Genomic DNA, 21,348 nt, shown 5'->3' on the forward strand with positions numbered 1-21,348 from the left:
TGAACGGGCTTTGTGTATCTCAGATCAAAGCCTTGCCCCAGCTGAAGCCAATCGTTTGCTTAAAAACCTGCGACTGAGACTATGCCAAGGGGGTAAAAACAGTTTACACTGTTGCCCAGAACCCATCTGGGGCGTTTTTTTTAAGTTTGTTGAGTCAGGAGATGCAGATGTTAAAGCGTGAAATGAACATTGCCGATTATGATGCCGAGCTGTGGCAGGCAATGGAGCAGGAAGTTGTACGTCAGGAAGAACATATCGAGCTGATCGCTTCAGAGAACTACACCAGCCCACGTGTTATGCAGGCTCAAGGCTCACAGCTGACCAACAAATACGCCGAAGGTTATCCGGGCAAGCGCTACTACGGTGGCTGCGAATACGTTGATATCGTTGAGCAACTGGCTATCGACCGCGCGAAAGAGCTGTTCGGTGCTGACTACGCAAACGTTCAACCTCACTCCGGCTCACAGGCTAACTTCGCGGTATACACCGCGCTGCTGCAACCGGGCGACACCATTCTGGGTATGAACCTGGCACACGGCGGCCACCTGACTCACGGTTCTCCGGTTAACCTGTCCGGTAAGCTTTATAACGTTGTGCCTTACGGCATCGACGAAAGCGGCAAGATTGATTACGAAGATCTGGCGCGTCAGGCAGAACTGCACAAACCAAAAATGATCATCGGCGGCTTCTCTGCGTTCTCCGGTATCGTTGACTGGGCTAAAATGCGTGAAATCGCAGACAGCATCGGCGCATGGTTCTTCGTTGATATGGCTCACGTAGCGGGTCTGATTGCCGCAGGCGTTTACCCTAACCCGGTTCCACACGCACACATCGTGACCACCACCACGCACAAAACTTTGGCTGGCCCACGCGGTGGTTTGATCCTCGCTAAAGGCGGCGACGAAGACCTGTACAAAAAACTGAACTCCGCGGTGTTCCCGGGTGGTCAGGGTGGTCCTCTGATGCACGTGATCGCAGGTAAAGCCGTCGCGCTGAAAGAAGCGATGGAACCTGAGTTCAAAGCTTACCAGCAGCAGGTTGCTATCAACGCCAAAGCGATGGTTGAAGTGGTGCTTGAGCGCGGTTACAAAGTGGTTTCTGGCGGGACTTCCAACCACCTGTTCCTGCTGGACCTGGTTGACAAAGGCCTGACCGGTAAAGAAGCCGACGCTGCACTGGGTCGCGCAAACATCACCGTGAACAAAAACAGCGTGCCTAACGATCCTAAGAGCCCGTTCGTAACCTCTGGTGTGCGTATCGGTACCCCAGCTGTGACCCGTCGTGGCTTCAAAGAAGCTGAGGTTCGTGAACTGGCTGGCTGGATCTGCGACGTTCTGGACAATATTAACGACGAAGCGACCATCGAGCGCGTTAAGCAAAAAGTTCTGGATATCTGCGCACGTCATCCTGTGTACGCATAATCTTCCTGCTTTTTTGCCCGAAAAACCACGTCCCCGGACGTGGTTTTTTTATGGCCGATTTTTTATATTCAGGCTTCCCGCAGTGTAATCCGGCGTTTTCTCCCTATCATTCAATAGTTCTGTCGAAGCAGGCTAATGCGCCTCCAGCAATGAGCGAATTCTCTTTCTTTCTTCCTTGGTCAGCGGCAGCTGGGTAAAAATAATCAGCGGATCGGCGTCGATAGTTTGCGTGGGGTAAGGGGTCACTATCATCGCAACGCCGCTCGGCGCACCCTGTTGATGAAAATCATCCAGCGTCTGGTATTTGATATTCAAAGGTATCAGTGTCGCCTCACGAATCTGTTGCTCTACCGCCTGTTCAAGTTCCGCATCAGCGTCGGTCAGCAGCAGGATCTGCTTCTCCTGCAACGCGTTGCCCTGCATGAGCCAGGCGCCAAAAATGACCGCCACCAAGCCGACTTCCTCATCGGAAAAGGTTATCTGATAAGCGTCTTTGAAACCTTCCAGCGCGTCGCGGGTGGTGCGCATCAAGCGCGGGTACATGCGATTGACCTCGTCCTGCATCTGGCTGTCCACGGTGATAGCAAAACGGCAGCGTTCAATCGCCGGCCCCAGATGGGCAAATAGCTGACTTATCAGCCCCTCGTAACTGCTAAATCGCATACCTGAGACGTCTTGAAAATGCGCCACCAGTTCTTCAATCTCGCGCATCAGTTTTCGGTCTTCGTCCGACCCCGAACTTTCATAGCTGTGATTTTTAATCAGCCTCAGCAGCAGCGTAATGAAGTCGCGTTCACATTCGGCAATAGGTTCGGCGCACAGGGTTTGAAGCTTGTCGAACACCAGTGAGGCCGCGATATATTCCGGTTTGTCGTGCAGCCACAAACGTTGCTGGTCGGTGAATTCAAGCTGCGTCGGGCTGATATTCTGCCACAGGCAAATCTGCAAAAAGAGGCGCAGGAACTGTTCATCGCGTCCGGTGAACTCACGGTTCAACTGCTGACTCAGACGCTCGATAATTCGGGGGAATTGCTCCTCATAGTGGACATTATCGACGTTGGGCATTTGGCTGAGGAGCTGCTTTAACTGCGGGGAGAAACGGCGGTTAACAAAATCTGGGCTACTGCGTATTGCTCGCCGCAGGCCGTCAATCAGGCAGATGCGCTTATCCAGAAGGCTGCCATATAGCTGACAATGCTGTTCGCCGGTCACGATGATTTCCAGCCGATGCAGGCGCTGAATGTCGGCCGATAGCTGCGCTATATCCTTCTGCGTAGTCGGTAGGTCCACACCGTTGATTTGACCGACGTTCTCCAGTTGTACCGCCTCTAACGGCGCATACAGCATCAACAATAGATTGCAGCGACGTTGTTGAGCTGAGAGCTCAGGCACAGGGGAGGTGTCCAGGCTCATATCACCTTCTGTATTCGCATTATTGAAAATTCTTCAATAGCATAGCAAACCATTGCTGTTTCAACGCGGTACGGCGCGGGCTTTTACACCGGCTTACAACTCAGATCACAGATATTTATCGTGAGTAGCTTATTTGCTTTGTTTTAAAATGTTACTTTATAACAAATTTTGTGAGTTATTGGTTTTCGGACACCCTTTTGGAACAGCAAAAATCGCGCCCGATGAAAAAATATCATGCCCTGAAAACAGCCTGTCGACTAACAGGCATTGCGCTATTAGCGGCCGTCTCGACGTCTGTGTTTGCGCATCCGCACAGTTTTATCGATATGCAAACGACTCTGGTGACCCGCGACAAAAATTTAATTGGCCTGAAAATGGTCTGGACGATGGACGAGATAACCTCCGCCGACCTGTTGTATGACGCAGGCAAGGCAACACCGGACTCCGTAGTGTGGAAGAAACTGGCGGCAGAGGTCATGGCGCGCGTGATGGCTCAACATTATTTCACCAATGTCTATCGCGACGGCAAGCCGGTTAACTATATGCGTCTGCCGAGCGAATATACCCTCTCGCGCAGCGGCGACAAGGCGGTGCTGGAGTTTATTATTCCGTTGGCCGAGCCTGCGCCATTAGCGGGCAAGCCGCTGCTGATTTCCACCTTCGACCCAAGCTATTTTGTCGATATGACCTACAAGGGCGCACAGGCGTTGCATCTTCCGGCTGACGCGGCGGCGGCGTGTAAAATTTCGCTGTTTACCCCGGCCCCCAACGCGTCGCTGCAGGCCTACGCCTTATCGCTGGATAAGGCCGATGCGCCGCCGGAAGACATGGATCTTGGCCAGCAGTTTGCACAAAAGGTAACGCTTCAATGTCAGTAAAAGATACCCTAACGCAGTCTCAACACCGCGTCGCTGGATGGCGCAGGGCGCTGCCTTTCTGGCCATTGGCGTTTTTTTTACTGCTACTGGGCGTGGCCTGCGGCGTGTTATGGCACTTCTGGCCGCGCATATTGTTAAGCAGCATCATCTGGCAGCGCGACCTGCATCAGCAGCTCGCCAGCATTCTGCAACAGGTAAAAACCCATCCAGCGCAGGCAGGCCTCAGCCTCACGCTGTTTAGCCTTTTTTATGGCGTAATCCACGCGATAGGGCCGGGGCATGGCAAGGTCGTGATCACCACTTATCTCGCCACGCATCCCTCACGTCTGAAAAACAGTCTGCGGCTAACCTTTGCCTCTGCCGTCGTACAGGGACTGGTTGCGGTATTGCTGGTTACGCTAGTGTTAGGCGTCCTGCAATTGTCCTCACGTCAGCTTCATCAGAGCAGCTCCTGGCTGGAGAAAGGCAGCTTCGTTCTGGTCATACTGCTCGGCGCTATCCTCTGCTGGCGGGCGATTGGCAAGGCAATCGCCGAACTAAAGGCGGCGCGCAGACGCCAGGTTTTATCTTCGTCTGTGGGGATTAAGATTCAGCGGATCCGTCCTGCCACGGAAAATAGCCTGCTGGCGGCCTCTCATCAACATCATGAAAACTGCGGCTGTGGTCATCAGCATGTGCCAAGTGACAGCCAGCTTCAGGCGGGGACCGGCTGGCGTACTCAGGCGGCGGTCGTACTGGCCATGGGGCTTCGGCCTTGCTCCGGCGCGATTATGGTGCTGCTGTTTTCGAAGGTGATAGGCGTTTACATGTGGGGCGTGCTGTCGGCGCTGGTGATGGCGTTGGGGACCTCGCTGACCGTGTCGCTGGTGGGCTTTCTGGTGTTCTATAGCCGTGAACTTGCGGTCAGGCTCAGCGCCAATCGCGCCTCGTCGGGTTGGGTTCCGCTTGTTTGGGCGATGCTCTCATTAACCGGTGGGCTTATCCTTATCGCGGCCGGCGTGATGCTCTATCAGACCAGCGCCTCGGCATTCGGCGGAGGAATGGGGCCGTTCGGACACTGATAAAATTATTATCAAGAGCTGAAGATAATAAATAAAAATTCAGCTCTTTAATTTATAACGCTTTGTTGATTTAAAATATAATCATCTTGCTTACTTTATAAAAAGAAGCTTATATTCAAGGCTCGCCGTCTGACTCTTTTTACACCTCTTATTTTCCTGCCTTACCTATGTGGTTTTCTTAACCTTAGCGGCGTTTTCTCTGACTCAGTATTTATTTCGGACTTTATTTATCAATTCAGCTTAACTGTTAAATAGTTATTACCTTTCGTGTTTGCCACAACGTCCGGGGAATACTATAGATGAAGACTAACGAAAATATACAGTACCTCAGAGGCGCAGCGGCACTGTCCGTGGTGATGGCGCATACACTTTCTACCTTCACGGAGTTTAAAGACGTCGGCGGTTTTATGAGCGTCATATTGAATAATCTGGTGCTGGTGGGGCAGGTGGGCGTCGGGGTGTTTTTTATTATCAGCGGCTATATTATGTCGATGACGACGGTAAATAAAACAGGAGGAGGGGAAAATGCCGGTAAGTTTATTTTCAAGCGCGCGGTAAGAATATACCCAATCTATTTTATATGGACCAGCGTGCTCATTGGTCTATGGTATTTTGGCTTTATACTTAAATCCCATGAGTATACCTCCGGGAAAATAATCGCCTCGTATTTATTACTGCCTTATATCTCATTCAAAGGCGATGTCATTGATCCTATCCTGCGCCAGGGCTGGACGCTAATCTACGAAGCCTTTTACTATCTCGCCTTCGCTGGGCTAATCTTGTTCGACAAACACCGCAAGCGCGGCATCTACATACTGACTGCCTTCTTCATTCTTTTAAATATTTTGTCTGAATTCGTCACTTCTCCCACGGCCCAATCGTTCTTTTCAATTCATGACATCTATCTGTTCGTGGTAGGAATGTTGATCTTTCAGCACCAGCACAGGCTCCTTCAGGCGATAAAAACCAAGGCATCTCGCTGGCTTCTGCTGCTGCTGTTCTGCGTCCTGTTAGCAACGATTACCCTGAAAGATGCCGCAATGGGTGACTATGCCCAGTACGTTCATTATCTCGCGGCGGTCGTTTTCTTCCTCTATATATTTACCGCCAGGCAGGTCTCAGGATGGGTCCTCGAAATCGGCAACTCTTCCTATTCGCTCTATTTAACGCACGGGTTTGTCGCGATGGCCTATGCGGTACTGGCGCGCTCTGGCCGGTTCGGCACGCCAATGCTCATCGTATTAGGCGTCGTCACCTTCGTGGTGGCCGTTATCGTTGGCGAAATATCCTATCGTCTCATAGAAAGGCGGCTTATCTTTAAACGATCCACCGTCGCGCCCGCCGCGTCCTGATGCTGAAAAACAGGCATAAAAAAAGGACGCCGCAGCGTCCCTGTTTCATTACAAACTGATTAGCGCTTCAGCGCTTCGCTCAGTTCGTCACGCATCGCAGTCAGAATACCTTTAACGACGCGCGGGTTACCGGCAACAATGTTACCTGAAGAGAAGTGGTTGTGACCGCCAACGAAGTCGGTAACCACGCCGCCAGATTCACGAACCAGCAGCTCGCCACCGGCGAAGTCCCAAGGCTTGAGGCCGATTTCAAAGAAACCGTCAACGCGGCCAGCGGCAACGTAGGCCAGATCCAGCGCAGCCGAACCCGTACGACGGAAGTCAGCGCACTGAGTAAACAGTTTGCCTACCACGTTGATGAACGGGGTTGCGTGCTGTTTAACTTTGAATGGGAAGCCGGTCGCCAGAATGGTGCCATCGAGATCTTTCGCGCTGGTGCCGCGCAGGCGGTAACCGTTCAGCTGTGCGCCCTGACCGCGGGTGGCGGTGAACAGTTCGTTACGCATTGGGTCATAAACTACGGCAACTTCGGTGCGGCCTTTAATGCGCACAGCGATAGATACTGCGAAATGAGGGAAACGTTTAACAAAGTTGGTGGTGCCATCCAGCGGGTCGATAATCCATTGTACGTCTTGGTCTTCACCCACCAATTCACCGCACTCTTCGCCGATGATGGTGTGTTTTGGATATGATTTGCGAATAACGTCGACGATCATGCTTTCTGCATCGCGATCTACGTTGGTAACAAAGTCGTTAGAACCTTTCTGAATGGATTCTACAGAATCAGGCGTTTCGTAATGTTTGGCAATTAAGTTACCGGCCTTACGCGCAGCGCGCACGGCGATGGTGAGCATCGGATGCATGGATATCTTCCAACTAGGATGTTAAAGAACGGGAAACGGCGCGCAGTATAGCAATACTTATTGTAAACGCCAACGACTTTGGGAAGCGCTTTTTTATAACATGCCAACGCCGCACAGGCTAAACCATGACGCGGCCACGGTTTGTGATAAACTGTTGCGATTTTCCGCAACGCTCAGAGTTTGTATGCTACACAATATCCGCATTGTCCTGGTTGAAACCTCCCATACCGGGAATATGGGCTCCACCGCCCGTGCTATGAAAACCATGGGATTATCCAGCCTTTACTTGGTTAATCCACTCGTTAAACCTGATTCGCAGGCGATCTCGATGTCTGCGGGCGCCAGCGACGTTATTGGTAATGCCACTATCGTTGACACACTCGACGAAGCGCTTGCCGGTTGCAGCCTGGTGATTGGGACCAGCGCCCGCTCCCGTACGCTGCCATGGCCGATGCTCGAGCCCCGCGAGTGTGGCGAGCACAGCGCCAAAACGGCGTTGACCGCGCCTGTTGCCCTGGTATTCGGTCGTGAACGCGTTGGCTTAACCAACGAAGAGCTGCAAAAGTGCAATTATCACGTCTGCATTCCTGCTAATCCGGAATACAGCTCACTGAATCTGGCGATGGCCGTTCAGCTGATTGCCTATGAAGTTCGCGTTGCCTGGCTTGCGCAGCAGGAAGCGGCCAAGCCGCAGCTTGAATACGAAGAAACGCCTTATCCGCTGGTCGATGACCTTGAGCGTTTTTATCAGCACCTCGAGCAAGTCCTGCTGCAAGTCGGCTTTATTCGCAAGCAACATCCGGGTCAGGTCATGAGCAAACTGCGTCGTTTGTTCACGCGCGCACGCCCTGAAGCACAGGAACTCAACATCCTGCGCGGCATTTTGTCGTCGGTCGAGAAGCAAAAAAACGATAAAGAATAAGCATTTTCATTCTGTTATAAGGTTGTTTATCAAAGTATTACATGCCAACTTTGCCGGGATAAAATAACCCCGAAAACGATGCATGTAATACTTGAGTAAATTACTAGGTTAAATAGTTGACTAAATTAGTCGGGAATGTCAGACTTCTTTCCATGTTGTCCCCCATTAGTATTTTTTGAATTTCACTGACAGGTAATCATGTTATGAGACTGACATCTAAAGGTCGTTATGCTGTTACTGCTATGCTCGACGTGGCACTGCATTCTCAGGAAGGCCCCGTGCCTTTAGCCGACATCTCTGAACGTCAGGGCATCTCTCTTTCGTATCTGGAGCAGCTGTTCTCTCGTCTGCGCAAACACGAACTGGTTGCCAGCGTTCGTGGTCCGGGCGGGGGTTATCTGTTGGGTCGTGACGCAGTTGAAATCTCTGTCGGTGCAGTCATTACCGCGGTTGACGAGTCCGTTGACGCCACCCGTTGCCAGGGTAAAGAAGGCTGTCAGGGAGGCGAACGTTGCCTCACTCACACCCTGTGGCGTGACCTGAGCGAGCGCATCAGCGGCTTCCTTAATGACATCACCATCGGTGAACTGGTTAACAACCAAGACGTGCTTGAAGTGGCCGATCGTCAGAATAACGACCTGCGCCGCATGCCGAATGGCCGTCCGCAAGAAACCATCAACGTTAACCTGCGCGCCTGATTCGAATTCGTCAGCACCAACCGCAGAATAACCGACCTCAGCCAACGCTGGCGTCAGACAAACCGGGTAGAACAAGACAGAGACTCTTCGTCACTGCAACCTTGTCGCCCGGTTTTCTTTTGTCCTTTTTTTGCTATAGGCACTGCCTGAATAAGCATATTCTGCTCTGAACCTCTTCTGTGGCATGATTTCCCTTTTAACCGGTGGTCAAGCCGTTTTAAACTAGCTCGTATATAAAGAAAGCCGCGTTCATTTTGGCGCGTGCTGTACGGAGCACTTTTGCCATGAAATTACCGATTTATCTGGATTATTCGGCCACTACGCCGGTTGACCCACGCGTAGCCGAAAAGATGATGCAGTGTCTAACGCTGGACGGTACTTTCGGCAATCCGGCCTCCCGTTCCCACCGTTTCGGCTGGCAGGCGGAAGAGGCGGTTGACGTGGCGCGTAACAACATCGCAGAGCTTATCAACGCCGACCCGCGCGAGGTGATTTTCACCTCAGGTGCGACCGAGTCTGACAACCTGGCGATTAAAGGCGCGGCGCTGGCCAACTCGCATAAAGGCCGACACATTGTTACCAGCACGACGGAGCATAAAGCCGTACTGGATACCTGCGAGCAGCTTGAGCGCGAGGGCTTTGAGGTCACCTATCTCAATCCGCAGCCAAACGGCCTGCTGGATCTTCAACAGTTGGAACAGGCTCTGCGTGATGACACGGTGCTGGTATCGGTAATGCACGTCAACAACGAGATTGGTGTGATTCAGGACATTGCGGCAATCGGTGAGATGTGCCGCAGCCGCGAGATCCTGTTCCACGTCGACGCCACGCAGAGCGTCGGTAAACTGCCGGTGGATCTCGCCGAGCTGAAGGTCGATCTGATGTCCTTCTCGGCGCACAAGATCTATGGCCCTAAAGGGATCGGCGCGCTTTACGTCAGCCGCAAACCGCGCGTTCGCGTCGATGCGCAGATCCACGGTGGTGGCCACGAGCGCGGCATGCGTTCAGGCACATTGCCGGTGCACCAGATTGTTGGCATGGGTGAAGCCTATCGCATCGCGAAAGAAGAGATGACCGAAGAAGCGCTACGCCTGTCTGCACTGCGTGACCGCTTGTGGAACGGTATTCGCCAGATTAAAGACGTGTTCCTCAACGGTTGTGAAGGCCGGACCGCGCCCAACATCCTCAACGTCAGCTTTGCCAACGTAGACGGTGAATCGCTGATCATGACCCTGAAGGATCTTGCGGTTTCTTCAGGATCTGCCTGCACCTCGGCGAGCCTTGAGCCTTCTTATGTCCTTAAGGCGCTTGGGCTTAATGATGAGCTGGCGCACAGTTCTATCCGTTTCTCGGTGGGGCGTTTTACCACCGAAGAAGAGATCGATTACAGTATTTCGCTTATAGAAAAATCAATAAGCCGCCTGCGTGAGCTTTCTAACGCTAATCATTGAAGATAAACCTAACAAATTTGGAGTGTAGTCATGACGACTAAAGCGACCACTAATGATGTAATGCCTGTTCTACTGTCTTCAAAACCTGCGGACGCGCGTTGGGGCGAAAAGGCCCTGTTAAGTACTGATTCTGAAGGTATTACTATCCATTTCACGGCTGAAGACACGCTGACCTCAATTGCACGCGCCGGGCGCCGCATTGATGGCCAGGGCGTGAAAAAAGTGAAGCTTGAAGGGGCAGGTTGGGATCTCGAAAACAGCTGGGCGTTCTGGCAGGGCTTCCGTGGTCCTAAAGGCACCCGCAGCGTAGAGTGGGCCGAACTGTCTGAAGCGGACACCGAGAGCCTGCAACAGCGCCTGAAGATCATCGACTGGGTGCGTGACACCATCAACAAACCGGCTGAAGACTTGAGCCCGGAAAAACTGGCTCGCAGCGCGGTTGATCTGCTGTGCGAATTTGGTGACTCGATCAGCTATCGCATTACCAAAGGCGATGAGCTGCGCGAAAAAGAGTACAACGGCCTGCATACCGTAGGGCGTGGCTCTGACCGTCCACCGGTTCTGCTGTCTCTGGACTACAACCCTACCGGTAACCCGGAAGCGCCTGTTTTCGCGTGTCTGGTAGGCAAAGGCATCACCTTCGATACCGGTGGCTACAGCCTGAAACCCAGCGCGTCTATGGACTCGATGAAGGCCGATATGGGGGGCGCGGCGACGCTGACCGGTGCACTGGCGCTGGCCGCCGCGGGCGGTCTGAACAAACGTGTGAAACTTTACCTGTGCTGCGCTGAGAACATGGTAAGCGGCAACGCACTGAAACTGGGCGACATCATTCACTATCGCAACGGCAAGACGGTTGAAGTAATGAATACCGATGCTGAAGGCCGCTTAGTGCTGGCCGATGGCCTGATTGATGCCTCCAAGCATAATCCGACGCTGCTGATTGACGCGGCAACGCTGACCGGCGCGGCAAAAACCGCCCTGGGCAACGACTACCACGCGCTGTTCAGCTTCGACGATGCGCTGGCTGCCGAACTGTTGTCCAGCGCTGCCGAAGAGCACGAGCCGTTCTGGCGTCTGCCGCTGGCTGAGTTCCATCGCAACCAGCTGCCGTCAAACTTTGCCGAGCTTAACAACATTGCAGGCCCTAACTACGGTGCCGGTGCCAGCACAGCTGCGGCATTCCTGTCTCACTTTGTGAAAAACTACAAGAAAGGCTGGCTGCATATCGACTGTTCAGCAACCTACCGTAAGAGCGCGGCTGACCAATGGTCTGCGGGCGCTACTGGCCTGGGTGTGCGTACCGTTGCTAACTTGCTGTTAGCCAAAGCGAAATAACTATGAGCGTCCCGCACGATATTCCTGCTGCCTCGCAGCAGGATGAAAATGAACTTGAGCGTTTGCTCAGGCTTTCTGTGACACAGGCGGCGTATCGCCCAGCTTTCTATCAGAAGCTGCTGGAGTCAACGGTGTGGGTTTTGGGCGATGCCGGGCAGGAAGCGTCAGAAATTCAACAGGATATCTCTGCCGGTAGCGAGCTGAATCTGCTGCACTGGGAAAAACAGGATGGCAGTTCGATCATTCCTGTGTTTTCGTCGGTCGAGGTGCTCGAGCGTGCCGTCGCGGGAGAAAGTGAAGACGAACAGTCTTTCGTCGCACTGCCAGCGCGTATCCTCTTTGAGATGACTCAGGGTGAAGAGCTGTTTCTCAACCCTAAGTCAGAATACGGCAAAGAGCTGTATCCAAGCGAAATCACCATGCTGCTTAACACCGGGGGGCTCGCCGCACCGGCCGAGCTGACGCTGGACGCCGAAAGTCAGCTGCTGATTGGTCAGCCGGAACAATACCCTTCGGCGATGGTTGACGCGCTGACCACGCTTTTTAGCCAGAAGAAGCCGGTTCGCCGTGCCTTCCTGGCGTTGATCCACGACAAGGCCGCTGACCCGCAACCCAATCTGCTGGTTGGCGTCGAGGCTGACGGCACCGAGGCGGAAGTTGACGCGTTGATCCGTGAAGCGGGCAACGTCGCGGCTGAAACCTCGCCAGACGACAGCCCGGTAGATTTCTGCATTGTGAATGAGAAGGAGAGGGGGCTGAGCCATTATCTGGTGAGCCATACTCAGCCTTTTTATCAGCGCAAGTGGGGAAGCTGGCTACGCAATATCATTCCTTCGTCGGGCAAAGCCTGAGATAAGGTATCCCGCTAAAGGCCGCCACTGTGCGGCCTTTTTATTACTCTTACCACCCGTGGATAATCGGCCACAGCGCCTCAATGTGTTCACTTCCATCGCGTATGACGGCGAATTCACCGTGCTGGCTGACCGTTGCACAGGCGTGATTAGGCAGGATACGCACCCGACTGCCGTAGGGGAGATAAGGCAGCGTTTGCTGGCTTCCCGGACGCAGCGCCACAATGCCGTGCTCCTGGTTAGCGTCTACCATCAGAAGATCGCCCAGCGGATTGCCAGCCATATCGCACACTATGCCGTAACGCTGGTCGACCGCCTGCGCCGCCGTGCCTCTGTCGCGTGACATCGCCATCCAGCCGGCATCAATCATTATCCAGCCTTTTTCACGCTGGTGGCCAATCACCGTGGCCACTACAGACAGCGCGATATCCGAGGTTTGGCAGACGCCCGCGCCGGTCATCACCAGATCAAACAGCGTGAAAACGCCGGCACGAACCTCGGTAACGCCGGTCAAGTCTTTGCTGAAATGCGCGGTCGGCGTAGAGCCGACGCTGACGACCGGACTCGGCAGACCCGCGTGACGCAGTGCATCGGCACAGGCCACGGCGGCGGCGCGCTCTTTCTCTGCCATCGCCTGATGTTCCTCCAGGCTCTTGCAGTGATAAGACTCACCGGCATGAGTGATAATGCCGCGTAGCTCAGCGCCGTCGTGATGCAGAATGCGGCCGATTTCAATCAGCAGATTGTCGCCCGGCGCTACGCCGCTGCGATGACCATCGCTGTCGATCTCAATCAATGCCGGGATGGCGATGCTCGCCTGGCGGGAGTAGTCGGCGACGGCACGCGCCTGCTCCAGGCTGTCTAAAATCACGCTGATATCGGTGCCGTCTTTTAGCAAGGCAACCACGCGGGCCAGCTTTTGCGGTGCGATACCCACGGCGTAAATCAGATTTTTGCATCCAGCGGCGGCGAACACCTCTGCCTCTTTCAAGGTGGAAACCGTGGCCGGCCCGTTACCCTCAGTAAGGATCAAACGCGCCGCCTCAACGGATTTTACGGTCTTCAGGTGTGGCCTCAGCGGCACGCCGAAACTGTCGGTGTGTTCGCGCAGTCGCGCAACGTTGCGTTCCAGCTTGTCGCGATTAAGCAGCAGAAAAGGCGTTTCTTTGTCGTGAATGCTGACGCCGTTCAACGGGGTATTATCAGTCATAGTCTGGGCCTGGCTAGCGATAAAAAGTCATAAAAGACCGGCATCAGGCGCCGGCGTTATCCAGCGCATTCAGGATGGCGGCGGCGATAAACAAATCCTGTAGTGCGACGCCTGAGCTGTCGAAAATCGTAATCTCTTCGGGACCGCGGCGGCCAAAAGCGTTGCCAATAATGACGTTGCCGATAGCCGTAATAGATTCATCATCGTGTTCCGACACCCTGGGCGCATGCTGAAACTCGCCAAGGGTGCGCGACTGTTCAGGCAGGTCGGCAAACAGCCTGGCGCGTGCAAAGAGTGCGGGCGGGAGCTCCTGCTTGCCCCTGGCATCCGACCCCATGCTGGCAATATGGGTACCAGGCTTGACCCACTCTGCCTGAAACAGCGGAGTGGTTGAGCCGGTCACGGTCACAATGATATCAGCGGTCCGGCAGGCGGTTTCAGCATCGCTAACCCCCGCGTTTACCCCTTTCTCTGCCAGAGCGTCACAGAGCGCTTCGGCTTTTTGCCGGTCTCGATTCACAATCAGCACGTCGGTAATAGGGAAGCGCTCGAGCAGCGCCTCGGCCTCGTACTTTGCCTGATGTCCGGCACCAAAAAGGACCAGCCGCGAGGCGTCCGGACGCGCTAAATAGTGTGCGGCAACTGCATCGGCGGCGGCGGTGCGGAAAGCATTAACTTGCCCACCTTCGAGCACCGCGTTCAGTGCGCCGGTGTCATCGTCAAGCAGCAGTATGTAAGAGTTGTGGCGCGGCAGCCCGTGTTCGCTGTTTTTTGGCCAGTAGGTGCCGACTTTTAATCCGGTCAGCGGGACGTTCACCGACTGGGTCGCCGATTTGACCGTAAAGCGGGTGCCTGGCTCTGAGCCGTGACCGATAACCACGGGAAAAAGCGTGCTGGCGGGCGATGCGGTAGCCACTAACGCCGCCTTTATTGCCTCGAAGGCAAGCCGGTGAGTGACAACTGGACGACATTGCTCTGCGGAGATAAATCTCATCGCGCTGTCTCTTGAGTATTGGCATGCTCGGCTAGCAGGTGCGCGAAGTTGTCGAGGTCGACGTTACCGCCGCTGATGACGACGCCGATACGTTTACCGCGCAGGTTCTCTGCATTGGCACGCAGTGCGGCCAAACCCAGGCAGCCCGTAGGTTCAACGATAAGCTTCATGCGCGAGGCAAAGAAGGCCATGCTGTCGACCAGCTGCGCATCGGTGGCGGTGTAAATATCGTCCACGTCGCGTTGGATAATCGAGAAGTTAATCTGGCCGAGCGACGGTGTCTGTGCGCCGTCGGCAATTGTTTTTGGCGTGCTGATTTTGACGATACCGCCGCTGCGAAACGACTGTTGCCCGTCGTTACCGGCCTCTGGCTCAACGCCATAGATTTTACAATCTGGGGAAAGGGCGCGTGCCGCGAGCGCAGAGCCTGCCAGCAGACCGCCGCCGCCGAGCGGCACAAACAGTGCGTCCAGCTCACCTACCTCTTCAAGCAGCTCTTTTACCGCAGTGCCTTGTCCGGCAATCACCGGCGCGTAGTCATAAGCTGGAACCACCGCGTATCCGTGCTCTTGGGCCAGTGCGTGAGTGATAGCCTCGCGGTCCTGCGTATAGCGGTCATATTCAACGACTTTGGCACCGTATCCCTCGGTGGCGGCACGTTTGGCTTTAGGCGCATCCTTTGGCATGACGATGGTCGCCGGGATACCCAGCAGTGAGGCCGCCAGCGCGATACCCTGCGCATGATTGCCGGAAGAATAGGTGATCACGCCTTTTTCACGCTGTGCTTCATCGAGCAGTGCCAGTGAGTTAAAAGCTCCGCGAAATTTGAATGCCCCCATGCGCTGAAGGTTTTCGCATTTGAAAAAGACCTCGGCACCCAAGGCTTGGTTAAGGATACTCGACTGCATCACTGGCGTTTTATGGGCATAGCCCTCAATTCTTTTTGCGGCGGCTAAAACATCATCAAAAGTAGGCAGTGTATTCATTTCTTCCTCAGAATTTAACGTCGTTATACAGCGTAGCCCTTGATACGCCGAGATGCTGGGCGATGGTGCTTACCGCTTTGCGAACCTCGAGATAACCGGCCTCTTTTAATTCGGCCAACAGTTGGCGGCGCTCTTCGGCCTTCAATGCCTGTGGCGCTTTTGAGCGGCTGGCGGAAAACTTGTCGATGTGCTCACGCAGGGTGTCGGCATTGGCCGGATCCAGCGTCTCAGTGATATCGACACTCCCTGTCTGGCAAAACTGCGCCAGCATGCTTTGCATTTGCCCAAAAAGATTGAGATCGACATTCATGCACAGTGCTGCAACGTAGCGGCCCTGTGCATCTTTAATGCCGATTGAGGTACTTTTGGCGCGACGTCCGTCTGCAAAACGGTTGGCGTAGTTGGCGAGAACCTGCGGATACTCGGGGTCGTTGATGCGCGCCAGACCCAGTTCGGTGGCCGGTGCGCCAATCTCACGGCCCGAGAGATTATTTTGAATCGACAGGATGGCGTGCTTGGGGTCCAGCAAGTCGTGAACCACGACCTCGCAAAAGGGCGCAAAGGTTTCGCCGATGCCTTTGGCTATCTGCTCGAGCTGGCTTAAAAGCGCCTGATTGGCCTGCTGTTCGGGTGTCTGTTTTTTCATCATTGACAATTTATCTAGTATTATACAAATCGTCAATTTTTTACTGTTCCTCCCTTCAGGCCTGAATTCGAATTTGGGAGATGTGTTCCAGCATAAAAAGCAATTAATGTCTTTCGGTTAGTTTTTGCGTACTGCGGTAACACAATTTTTCAAAACATGTGGTTGTATTTCTAAATCGGCTGGCGCATGTTTATTCGCATTCAGGCGTAGTGAGTTTTTACACATCTATTATCAGGGAGAAGTCGCATGGGGACGTCTTTAGGCTTGGGATTAGGCAGGTTAAGCAAGCGCTGGCAGACACTGACCGTTGGCCTGGCGTTACTTTGCCTGAGTGGCTGTGATGATCCTAAACCTAAAGATCCCCCTAAAACGCCCCCTGCGCAAATCGCTGAGAAAGCCACTGCGCCAAAAGCCGCCGAGGCTGCGATGCCCAGGCTCGACAATGCTCAACGTGAAGCTTTGGCTAAAAAGAGTGCGGGGCAGCCTCTTTCGCTGTTGGATGCTTCCGAGCTGCAGCTCGACGGTGCCAGTGCATGGGTCCTGACCTTTTCTGTGCCCCTCGATCCGGCACAGAATTTTGCTTCGCTGGTGCATCTGGTCGATACCAAAAGCGGAACCCCAGACGGTGCGTGGGAGCTGTCCGACAGTCTCACCGAACTGCGTTTCCGCCATCTGTTGCCTGACCGTCAGCTGGTGGTCACGGTTGACGGCGCTCTTAAAGGGCTCAACGGCGCACAGCTGGGGGCTGAACAGCAAAAGACCCTCACCACCCGTAATATTGAGCCTAGCGTTGGGTTTGCCAGCAAAGGATCCCTGCTGCCCACCAGACTGGCAGAAGGTTTGCCGGTTATCGCCTTGAATATTAATAATGTGGACGTGAATTTCTTCCGCATTAAAAGTGCGGCGCTGCCGGAGTTTCTGGCTGACTGGCAATCGAACAGCGCACTTTCATCCGGAGAGTCTGACACCCTGCTGAAGCGGGCCGATTTGGTTTACACCGGCCGTTTTGCGCTAAATCCTCAGATTAATACCCGCGAGCACCTGCTATTACCGATCGGCGGTATTGATGCGCTGAAGCAACCGGGTGTCTATCTTGCCGTGATGCAGCAGGCGGGGCGCTACAGTTACACCAATCCGGCGACGCTCTTCACCCTCAGTGATATCGGTGTTTCGTTACACAGCTACAGTCAACAGGTTGATGTCTATACTCAGGCGCTTGAGGCGGGCACACCGCTGGCAGATATTCATTTGCAGACGCTTGACGAGAAGGGCCACCCGCTGGCGCAGGGTAACACTGACGCTCACGGGCACGCGCAATTCGCCAAAGATCCAAAGGCGGTCTTGCTGTTGGCACAGCACGGCGGCGAAACTAGTCTGATTAACCTCAATGAACCGGCGCTGGACCTGGCCGAGTTTGATATTGCCGGACCCCAGGGTTACAGCAAAACGCTTTTCGCCTTTGGGCCAAGAGATTTATACCGCCCGGGTGAAACACTGCTGCTGAATGCCTTACTGCGTGACGCTGACGGCAAACCCGTGACGGCGCAGCCGGTGAAGACGCAACTGATCAAGCCCGATGGTCAGGTTGCCCGCACCTTTATGTGGCAGCCGCAAAACGGCCTTTACCAGTACCAATATCCTATCCCGCAAGACGGGCCAACCGGCGACTGGAAGGTCAGCTTCAACCTTGGCGATAATCAGCTGCGCTATTACCCTTTCAAGGTTGAAGACTTTATGCCAGAGCGAATGGCGCTAGATTTGAGCAGCAGTCAGGAGCCGGTTCTCGGCGATGCTGCGGTGACCTTTGATGTCACGGGCCGCTATCTCTATGGGGCACCGGCTGCGGGTAATCGTCTTCAGGGGCAGCTGTATTTGCGTCCGCTGCGTGAGGCGGTACCTTCCTTGCCGGGCTATGAGTTCGGGGCTATCAATGAAGAAAACCTCTCACGAACGCTGAGCGACGTTGACCAGACGCTAGACGCCGAGGGGAAAGGCGCTGTTACCGTTGAAAACAGCTGGAATACGGTGCGTTCGCCTTTGACGGTGATTCTGCAGGCCAGCCTGCTGGAGTCGGGTGGGCGTCCGGTAACACGGCGGGTCAGTCAGGCAGTCTGGCCTGCGGAGGTCTTGCCCGGTATTCGCCCCTTGTTCAACAAACAGGATATTTACGACTATCGCACCGACAAGACGGTATCGCAGGCGGTGGTTGATGAAAACAGCCAGGCGGATTTTGAGATTGTTTCTGTTAATAAAGCAGCACAGAGGCTCGCGGCGAAAGGTCTTGAAGTTCGGCTGGTGCGCGAACGTCGCGACTATTACTGGCAATGGTCCGAAAGCAGCGGCTGGCAGTCGCTGTACGATAAAAAGGATCTGGTGCTGGCCCGTCAGCAGATAGATATTGCCGCCGACGGTTCGGCAAAAGTCAGCTTCCCAGTCGAGTGGGGCGCTTACCGTATTGAAGTTGAAGATCCGCAAACTCATCAGTTGAGCAGCCTGCGCTTCTGGGCCGGCTACAGCTGGCAGGACAATACCGACGGTACGGATGCCGTGCGCCCCGATCAGGTGAAACTAAAGCTCGACAAACCGTCCTATCAGCCGGGTGAGCGCGCAAAAATACATATTCAGGCTCCGGCGGCAGGTAAAGGCTATCTGTTGGTAGAGTCGAGCGATGGTCCGCTCTGGTGGCAGGAGATTGACGTGCCTGAGGCAGGCGTCGATATTGATGTGCCGATTAATAGTGAATGGCGACGCCACGATCTCTATTTCAGCGCGCTGGTACTGCGTCCCGGTGACAAAAAGCAGCAGTCGACGCCAAAGAGGGCGGTCGGTTTGTTGCATATACCTTTAGCCTCCGAGGGCCGCAAGCTAAGCCTACAGCTCGATGCCCCAGCCAAGATTCGTCCGAACCAGCTTCTGACCGTCAAAGTCAAAGCCTCGGTGGAGGGCAAGGCGGTTCCACACTCCATTAATCTGCTGCTGTCGGCGGTGGATGCTGGCGTGTTGTCGATTACAGGTTTCAAGACTCCCGATCCTTACGACGCCTTCCTGGGGCGTAAACGTTATGGGGTCGATCAATACGACGTCTACGGCCATTTGATCGAAGGAAAGGGCAGAATGGCCAGCCTGAGTTTTGGCGGCGACGGCGATGAAGATCCTCTTTCGCGCGGCGGTCAGAAGCCAGTTACCGAGGTGACCATTGTCGCTCAGCAGGCAGTCCCTGTGACGCTCGACGACAATGGCGACGGTGAGGTACAGATCCCTATCCCTGATTTTAACGGCGAGCTGCGCCTGATGGCTCAGGGCTGGAGTGACGAAGACTTTGGCAGCGCAGAGTCGAAAGTTGTGGTGGCTGCCCCCATCATTGTTGAGCTTGCAACGCCACGCTTTATGGCAGATGGCGACAGCGCAAATCTGGCCCTTGATGTCACCAATCTCTCGGGCGCTGTGCAAACTTTCAACGTTGAGGTCGTTACCGACGGCTTAATTCAGCTTGTCAATTCAACGGCCGGGCAGAGCGTTTCGCTGGCACAAGGCGAGCGCAAAACCCTGTCAGTCGCTGTGAAAGCGCTGTCAGGCTTTGGTGCGGGGCAGGTGAGCGTCAAGGTCAGCGGCATGACATTGCCGAACGAGAAACTTCAGGACTACCACCGAAGCTGGTCGATTGGCGTGCGGCCTGCTTTCCCGGCGCTGACGCGTAACTTCGCGACCGTACTTCATCCGGGAGAAACCTGGCAGTTGTCGTCTGACGCCAATGCGCAGCTGGTGCAAGAGACGCTACAGGGGCGCTTAACGCTCAGCAGCAAACCGCCGCTGAATCTGGCACGTTATATCAGTGAACTGCTGGCCTATCCTTACGGCTGCCTGGAGCAAACGACCAGCGGTCTTTATCCGTCGCTTTACACCAGCCGTGCACAGCTGGCGGCGTTGGGAATCAAAACCTCGACCGACGATGTACGCCGTCACAACATCGATATTGGCATCGACAGACTGTTAGGTATGCAGAAAGAGAGCGGTGGCTTTGGCCTGTGGAATAAAGACAACCCTGAGGAGTATTGGCTGACCGCATATGCGACTGACTTCTTGGTTCGTGCCGCGCAGCAGGGCTACAGCGTGCAAACGGAAGGGCTGGAGAAGGCCAAAAAACGCCTGCAGCGCTATTTGCAGGACCCGAATCAGATAGACGTTCGCTACAGTTCGCAGCCAGACAGTACACGCTTTGCTGTTCAGGCTTATGCTGGGCTGGTGCTCGCCGGTCAGCAGCAGGCACCGTTGGGTGCACTGCGCCAGCTGTTTGACAAGCGCAGTGCGGCACAGTCGGGCCTGCCGTTGGTTCAACTGGGCATTGCGTTGAAAATGATGGGGGACATGCCCCGTGCTCAAACGGCGATTGCCGAAGGCGTTGCCAAAGTTCGACCAGAGAAAGATTACTGGCTCGAGGACTATGGCAGTCCGCTGCGCGACAATGCGTTGATCCTGTCGCTGCTGAGTGAAAACAATATGTTGCCGGACGTCCGCGACCGCCTGTTGCTGACGCTTTCCGAAAGTCTTAACGGTCAGCGTTGGTTGTCTACTCAAGAAAGCAATGCGCTGTTTATGGCCGGTCGTGGGCTCCTTGGCAGCGCGGAGACGCCGTGGCAGGTGACAATAGACGGAGATTCGCAGGCGTTGTCCTCGACCTCGGCAGTGACCCGTTCATTCAATGCTACAGCCCTGCATCAGCCGGTTATGCTGAAAAACAGCGGTGATACTGCGGTGTACACTCGTTTTGATATCACCGGTTACCCTCAGCAGGCACCCGCTGAAAGCGGCAACATTTTGCATATTAAACGCAATTATCTCGGCATGGACGGGCAACCGATATCACTGGCGTCGCTTGAAAGTGGCAGTCTGGTGGTTGTGCATCTTGACGTTTGGGCCGACACGCACGTGCCGGATGCGCTGGTAGTCGATCTTCTGCCCGCAGGTCTTGAACTCGAGAACCAGAATCTGGCCGAAAGTAGCGCTAGCCTGGGGGATGCGGCCAGTAAACTGACTGAACTGATGGGCGATATGCAGCAGGCGAACATCAAGCATCAGGAATACCGAGATGACCGCTATGTCGCTGCTATCGACGTCGATGGCTACCGCCATGTGGCACTGCTGTATCTCGCCCGTGCAGTAACGCCGGGCAGCTATTCCGTGCCTGCTCCGCAGGTCGAGTCCATGTATGTTCCTGCATGGCGGGCTACCGGTGCGACACCGCAACAGATGAATGTACGCTAGGC

16 protein-coding genes are annotated in these 21,348 nt (G+C 54.5%); 10 read left to right on the forward strand and 6 right to left on the reverse strand.

All coding sequences use genetic code 11. The annotated features are described in order from the left end of the window. Nucleotides 1–167: 167 nt before the first annotated feature. Nucleotides 168–1,421 carry a serine hydroxymethyltransferase gene (gene glyA / locus O1V65_RS00945; RefSeq protein WP_017490203.1) on the forward strand — a complete coding sequence of 418 codons (1,254 nt, stop codon included), beginning with the start codon at nt 168–170 and terminating at the stop codon, nt 1,419–1,421. A gap of 132 nt (nt 1,422–1,553) precedes the next feature. Here glyA and csiE read toward each other — a convergent pair whose 3' ends face one another. Then, the gene (gene csiE, locus O1V65_RS00950) at nt 1,554–2,834 is read right to left on the reverse strand and encodes a stationary phase inducible protein CsiE (RefSeq protein WP_165429293.1); all 1,281 of its coding nucleotides are present in this window, start codon (nt 2,832–2,834) and stop codon (nt 1,554–1,556) included. Nucleotides 2,835–3,055: 221 nt separating this feature from the next. Between csiE and O1V65_RS00955 the strand changes: the two genes are divergently transcribed. The 3 genes from O1V65_RS00955 to O1V65_RS00965 all read left to right on the forward strand — a co-directional run bounded on the left by O1V65_RS00955 (nt 3,056) and on the right by O1V65_RS00965 (nt 6,125). Next, nucleotides 3,056–3,712 (forward strand): DUF1007 family protein, encoded by a 657-nt coding sequence (locus O1V65_RS00955; protein ID WP_227955835.1) that lies wholly within the window; start codon nt 3,056–3,058, stop codon nt 3,710–3,712. Beyond that, nucleotides 3,703–4,773 (forward strand): nickel/cobalt transporter, encoded by a 1,071-nt coding sequence (locus O1V65_RS00960; RefSeq protein ID WP_139802775.1) that lies wholly within the window; start codon nt 3,703–3,705, stop codon nt 4,771–4,773. The genes O1V65_RS00955 and O1V65_RS00960 overlap by 10 nt, the downstream gene beginning before the upstream one ends. Before the next feature lie 299 nt (nt 4,774–5,072). Next, a complete protein-coding gene (locus tag O1V65_RS00965; RefSeq protein ID WP_227955810.1) occupies nt 5,073–6,125 on the forward strand; it encodes an acyltransferase family protein in 1,053 nt (350 codons plus the stop codon). A gap of 59 nt (nt 6,126–6,184) precedes the next feature. Here the strand turns inward: O1V65_RS00965 and suhB are convergent, their stop codons facing one another. Beyond that, the gene (suhB, locus tag O1V65_RS00970) at nt 6,185–6,988 is read right to left on the reverse strand and encodes an inositol-1-monophosphatase (protein ID WP_017490199.1); all 804 of its coding nucleotides are present in this window, start codon (nt 6,986–6,988) and stop codon (nt 6,185–6,187) included. 184 nt (nt 6,989–7,172) lie between these two features. Here suhB and trmJ point away from each other — a divergent pair, with 184 nt between their 5' ends. The 5 genes from trmJ (at nt 7,173) to sseB (ending at nt 12,248) form a co-directional block, all read left to right on the forward strand. Next, complete coding sequence (gene trmJ / locus O1V65_RS00975; RefSeq protein WP_269130090.1) at nt 7,173–7,910, forward strand: tRNA (cytosine(32)/uridine(32)-2'-O)-methyltransferase TrmJ; 738 nt, start codon at nt 7,173–7,175, stop codon at nt 7,908–7,910. A 203-nt stretch (nt 7,911–8,113) separates the two neighbouring features. Next, the gene (iscR, locus tag O1V65_RS00980) at nt 8,114–8,608 is read left to right on the forward strand and encodes a Fe-S cluster assembly transcriptional regulator IscR (protein ID WP_017490197.1); all 495 of its coding nucleotides are present in this window, start codon (nt 8,114–8,116) and stop codon (nt 8,606–8,608) included. A 284-nt stretch (nt 8,609–8,892) separates the two neighbouring features. After that, nucleotides 8,893–10,059, forward strand: a complete 1,167-nt coding sequence (locus O1V65_RS00985; RefSeq protein WP_017490196.1) for an IscS subfamily cysteine desulfurase — start codon at nt 8,893–8,895, stop codon at nt 10,057–10,059. 30 nt (nt 10,060–10,089) lie between these two features. Further along, complete coding sequence (pepB, locus tag O1V65_RS00990) at nt 10,090–11,397, forward strand: aminopeptidase PepB (protein ID WP_269130091.1); 1,308 nt, start codon at nt 10,090–10,092, stop codon at nt 11,395–11,397. A gap of 2 nt (nt 11,398–11,399) precedes the next feature. Continuing rightward, nucleotides 11,400–12,248 (forward strand): enhanced serine sensitivity protein SseB, encoded by an 849-nt coding sequence (gene sseB, locus O1V65_RS00995; RefSeq protein ID WP_017490194.1) that lies wholly within the window; start codon nt 11,400–11,402, stop codon nt 12,246–12,248. Nucleotides 12,249–12,297: 49 nt separating this feature from the next. On the opposite strand, the gene O1V65_RS01000 is transcribed toward sseB, so the two are convergent. The 4 genes from O1V65_RS01000 to O1V65_RS01015 are packed head-to-tail and all read right to left on the reverse strand — an operon-like array spanning nt 12,298 to nt 16,084. Beyond that, nucleotides 12,298–13,458, reverse strand: coding sequence for a DSD1 family PLP-dependent enzyme (locus O1V65_RS01000; RefSeq protein ID WP_017490193.1), 1,161 nt, complete (start codon nt 13,456–13,458; stop codon nt 12,298–12,300). A gap of 43 nt (nt 13,459–13,501) precedes the next feature. Further along, nucleotides 13,502–14,452, reverse strand: a complete 951-nt coding sequence (locus O1V65_RS01005; RefSeq protein WP_017490192.1) for an ornithine cyclodeaminase family protein — start codon at nt 14,450–14,452, stop codon at nt 13,502–13,504. Beyond that, entirely contained in the window at nt 14,449–15,438 is a 990-nt protein-coding gene (locus O1V65_RS01010) for a threo-3-hydroxy-L-aspartate ammonia-lyase (protein WP_084912133.1), read from the reverse strand. Before O1V65_RS01010 ends, O1V65_RS01005 begins: the two co-directional genes overlap by 4 nt. 7 nt (nt 15,439–15,445) lie before the next feature. Beyond that, nucleotides 15,446–16,084 (reverse strand): helix-turn-helix transcriptional regulator, encoded by a 639-nt coding sequence (locus tag O1V65_RS01015; RefSeq protein WP_169713487.1) that lies wholly within the window; start codon nt 16,082–16,084, stop codon nt 15,446–15,448. 246 nt (nt 16,085–16,330) lie between these two features. On the opposite strand from O1V65_RS01015, the gene O1V65_RS01020 reads away from it, so the two are divergent. After that, nucleotides 16,331–21,346 (forward strand): alpha-2-macroglobulin family protein, encoded by a 5,016-nt coding sequence (locus O1V65_RS01020; protein ID WP_269130092.1) that lies wholly within the window; start codon nt 16,331–16,333, stop codon nt 21,344–21,346. Nucleotides 21,347–21,348 lie beyond the last annotated feature (2 nt).

Origin of the sequence: Rouxiella badensis (assembly GCF_026967515.2) — a bacterium.
Lineage (GTDB): Bacteria > Pseudomonadota > Gammaproteobacteria > Enterobacterales > Enterobacteriaceae > Rouxiella > Rouxiella badensis.

What these genes read in the sequence shown, in the direction of transcription:
- glyA (WP_017490203.1), top strand. Translation starts at nt 168, where the DNA reads ATGTTAAAGCGTGAAATGAACATTGCCGATTATGATGCCGAGCTGTGG.
- csiE (WP_165429293.1), bottom strand. Translation starts at nt 2,834, where the DNA reads ATGAGCCTGGACACCTCCCCTGTGCCTGAGCTCTCAGCTCAACAACGT.
- O1V65_RS00955 (WP_227955835.1), top strand. Translation starts at nt 3,056, where the DNA reads ATGAAAAAATATCATGCCCTGAAAACAGCCTGTCGACTAACAGGCATT.
- O1V65_RS00960 (WP_139802775.1), top strand. Translation starts at nt 3,703, where the DNA reads ATGTCAGTAAAAGATACCCTAACGCAGTCTCAACACCGCGTCGCTGGA.
- O1V65_RS00965 (WP_227955810.1), top strand. Translation starts at nt 5,073, where the DNA reads ATGAAGACTAACGAAAATATACAGTACCTCAGAGGCGCAGCGGCACTG.
- suhB (WP_017490199.1), bottom strand. Translation starts at nt 6,988, where the DNA reads ATGCATCCGATGCTCACCATCGCCGTGCGCGCTGCGCGTAAGGCCGGT.
- trmJ (WP_269130090.1), top strand. Translation starts at nt 7,173, where the DNA reads ATGCTACACAATATCCGCATTGTCCTGGTTGAAACCTCCCATACCGGG.
- iscR (WP_017490197.1), top strand. Translation starts at nt 8,114, where the DNA reads ATGAGACTGACATCTAAAGGTCGTTATGCTGTTACTGCTATGCTCGAC.
- O1V65_RS00985 (WP_017490196.1), top strand. Translation starts at nt 8,893, where the DNA reads ATGAAATTACCGATTTATCTGGATTATTCGGCCACTACGCCGGTTGAC.
- pepB (WP_269130091.1), top strand. Translation starts at nt 10,090, where the DNA reads ATGACGACTAAAGCGACCACTAATGATGTAATGCCTGTTCTACTGTCT.
- sseB (WP_017490194.1), top strand. Translation starts at nt 11,400, where the DNA reads ATGAGCGTCCCGCACGATATTCCTGCTGCCTCGCAGCAGGATGAAAAT.
- O1V65_RS01000 (WP_017490193.1), bottom strand. Translation starts at nt 13,458, where the DNA reads ATGACTGATAATACCCCGTTGAACGGCGTCAGCATTCACGACAAAGAA.
- O1V65_RS01005 (WP_017490192.1), bottom strand. Translation starts at nt 14,452, where the DNA reads ATGAGATTTATCTCCGCAGAGCAATGTCGTCCAGTTGTCACTCACCGG.
- O1V65_RS01010 (WP_084912133.1), bottom strand. Translation starts at nt 15,438, where the DNA reads ATGAATACACTGCCTACTTTTGATGATGTTTTAGCCGCCGCAAAAAGA.
- O1V65_RS01015 (WP_169713487.1), bottom strand. Translation starts at nt 16,084, where the DNA reads ATGAAAAAACAGACACCCGAACAGCAGGCCAATCAGGCGCTTTTAAGC.
- O1V65_RS01020 (WP_269130092.1), top strand. Translation starts at nt 16,331, where the DNA reads ATGGGGACGTCTTTAGGCTTGGGATTAGGCAGGTTAAGCAAGCGCTGG.